Genomic DNA, 2,763 nt, shown 5'->3' with positions numbered 1-2,763 from the left:
GACCGGCGCACGGCAGAGGTGCCCGTACTGGCCGTGGAAATCCTTTCGCCCTGCAATTCCGCCAGCGAAATGGCCCGCAAGCGTGACGATTATGCCTCTGCCGGCATTCAGCAGGTTCTGGAACTGGACCAGGAGGAGGCCCGTGCCCTGCTATGGCGGGCCGATGGCGACCGTTGGATTGTCGAAACGATCCGCGGACTGGAGGCGTCTGTCACCTTGGACAGTATCGGCGTCACCATCCCCATGGCAGAGATCTATGAGGATGTGGACCTGACGCAAGCGGACGGCACGCGTCCGCCGGAGGCCGCATCCGGCCCCTGATGAGGCTGCCAGCCCTGCGGACTCCAGGGGGCCAGGATGCGTGGGGAACGTGGCGGAAGCCTTAGGGTCGCGCTTGACGGGGTGGGGACAGGTCCCTATAGTCCGCCAACCTATTTCGGGGGGGCAGGCTGTAGCCCGCCCTCGTGGCGTCTAGACGCTGTCCCCACTGTTGGCATCAAGCGCTTACCTACCAGGGACGCAGGCCAGCTCCAAGGAACCTCCCCGGAACAGTCGATAGCCGCACCCGAGTCCTTGTTCGGACGGCGCATGAGATTCTCCCGCACGGAGCCTCAAGCTTCGTATGCGGGCGTTTTTCGTCCGTTGTCATGGGGTTGGTGGTGCGACCGGTTTGGAATGACATCCCCTCTCAGGGGATATGAGAAAAGGCGAAGGGCGTTCATGCCGACGATCAGTCAGTTGATCCGCAAGCCGCGGGCTCCGTTGGTGGCCCGGGATAAGGTGCCGGCCCTGCAGGAATGCCCGCAGAAGCGTGGCGTCTGCACCCGTGTCTACACCACCACCCCGAAGAAGCCGAACTCGGCGCTTCGTAAGGTCGCCCGCGTGCGCCTGACGAACGGCTACGAGGTCATCAGCTATATCCCCGGTGAAGGTCACAATCTTCAGGAACACTCGGTCGTCATGATCCGTGGTGGCCGCGTGAAGGATCTTCCCGGTGTGCGTTACCACATCATCCGCGGCACGCTCGATACGCAGGGCGTGAAGAATCGGAAGCAGCGCCGGTCGAAGTACGGCGCGAAGCGTCCGAAGTAAGGAGAGCGAGCAATGTCCCGTCGTCGTAAAGCCGACAAGCGCGAAGTTCTGCCCGACGCCAAGTTCGGCGATGTCGTGCTGACGAAGTTCATGAACTGCCTGATGTACGACGGCAAGAAGTCGGTGGCTGAGTCCATCGTCTATGGTGCCCTTGATCGCATCGAGGTGAAGACCAAGCAGGACGCCCTGCAGCTCTTCCATGACGCCCTGAACAATGTCCGCCCCTATCTGGAGGTTCGTTCCCGCCGCGTCGGTGGTGCGACCTATCAGGTTCCGGTGGAAGTGCGCTCCGACCGTGCGCAGGCCCTGGCGATCCGCTGGATCATCGGTGCGGCCCGCAACCGTTCGGAAAACACCATGACCGAGCGTCTGTCGGGTGAGCTGTTGGACGCCGCGCAGCAGCGCGGTACGGCCGTGAAGAAGCGTGAAGACACGCATCGCATGGCCGAAGCCAACAAGGCCTTCTCGCACTACCGCTGGTAAGTTCGGACGAACCACGCACGGCGAAGCCCCAATCCATGGCCCGGTCCCATCCCATCCACTCCTATCGGAATATCGGCATTGCCGCGCATATCGACGCCGGCAAGACGACGACGACGGAGCGGATTCTGTTTTACACAGGCAAGTCCTATCGTATCGGCGAGGTCGATCACGGCACCGCCACGATGGACTGGATGGAGCAGGAGCAGGAGCGGGGCATCACCATCACGTCGGCGGCCACGACCTGCTTCTGGAAGGACCACCGCATCAACATCATCGACACGCCGGGGCATGTCGACTTCACCATTGAGGTCGAACGGTCCCTGCGGGTTCTGGATGGCGCGGTTGCCCTTTTCGACGCGGTGTCGGGTGTCGAGCCCCAGTCGGAGACGGTTTGGCGGCAGGCGGACAAGTACCGCGTGCCGCGCATCTGCTTCGTGAACAAGATGGACCGCGTCGGCGCGGACCTTCTGGGGACCGTGACGATGATCAGGGAGCGGCTGGGGGCGACCCCGGTGCTGCTCCAACTGCCGCTGGGTGTGGAGGCGGGTTTCAAGGGTGTCGTCGATCTGATCGCCATGAAGGCGATCATCTGGGCCGATGACATGCTGGGCGCCCGGTTCGACGTGGTGGATGTTCCGGCTGATCTGCTGGACGAGGCTAAGCGCTTCCGCGCCAAGCTGGTCGAGCAGGCGGTGGAGATGGAGGAGGCGGCGACGGATGCCTTCCTGTCCGGCGTGGAGCCGGATGAACAGGAACTGCGCCGTCTGATCCGTAAGGGGACCATCGGGCTGCGGCTCGTTCCGGTCCTGTGCGGTTCGGCCTTCAAGAATAAGGGCGTGCAGCCCATGCTGGATGCCGTCGTCGATTATCTGCCGTCACCGGCCGATAAGGGCGACATCCAGGGTACGACGCCGTCGGGCGAAACGGTCACCCGTTCCGCAGTTGACGAGGCGCCCTTCGCGGCGCTGGCGTTCAAGGTGATGAATGATCCGTTCGCGGGGTCTCTGACCTTCGCCCGCATCTATTCCGGCACGCTGCGCCAGGATGCCGTCATGGCTAATCCCGGCAAGAAGCAGGAAGAGAAGGCTGGCCGCATGCTTCTGATGCATGCCAACAGCCGGGAGGAGATCGAGGAGGCCCGTGCGGGCGATATCGTCGCGTTCGCTTCCCTGGAGGGGACGACGACGG

The 2,763-nt window shown here is 63.3% G+C and carries 4 protein-coding genes; all 4 read left to right on the top strand.

The window, feature by feature from the left end; translation table 11 throughout:
* A partial coding sequence (locus KBA48_RS32915; protein WP_292912888.1) for a Uma2 family endonuclease occupies window positions 1-321 on the top strand: 321 nt, incomplete at its 5' end.
* A 399-nt stretch (window positions 322-720) separates the two neighbouring features.
* Window positions 721-1,092, top strand: coding sequence for a 30S ribosomal protein S12 (rpsL, locus tag KBA48_RS32910; protein ID WP_054169737.1), 372 nt, complete (start codon window positions 721-723; stop codon window positions 1,090-1,092).
* A 12-nt stretch (window positions 1,093-1,104) separates the two neighbouring features.
* Window positions 1,105-1,575, top strand: coding sequence for a 30S ribosomal protein S7 (gene rpsG / locus KBA48_RS32905; protein ID WP_292912887.1), 471 nt, complete (start codon window positions 1,105-1,107; stop codon window positions 1,573-1,575).
* A 35-nt stretch (window positions 1,576-1,610) separates the two neighbouring features.
* Window positions 1,611-2,763: GTP-binding protein (locus tag KBA48_RS32900; protein WP_292912886.1), on the top strand; the 1,153-nt coding region annotated here is incomplete at its 3' end.

This window comes from Niveispirillum sp., from assembly GCF_017996735.1.
GTDB lineage: Bacteria > Pseudomonadota > Alphaproteobacteria > Azospirillales > Azospirillaceae > Niveispirillum.
Note: the sequence above shows the minus strand (reverse complement) of the source record. Positions and strands in the feature narration are given on the sequence as shown.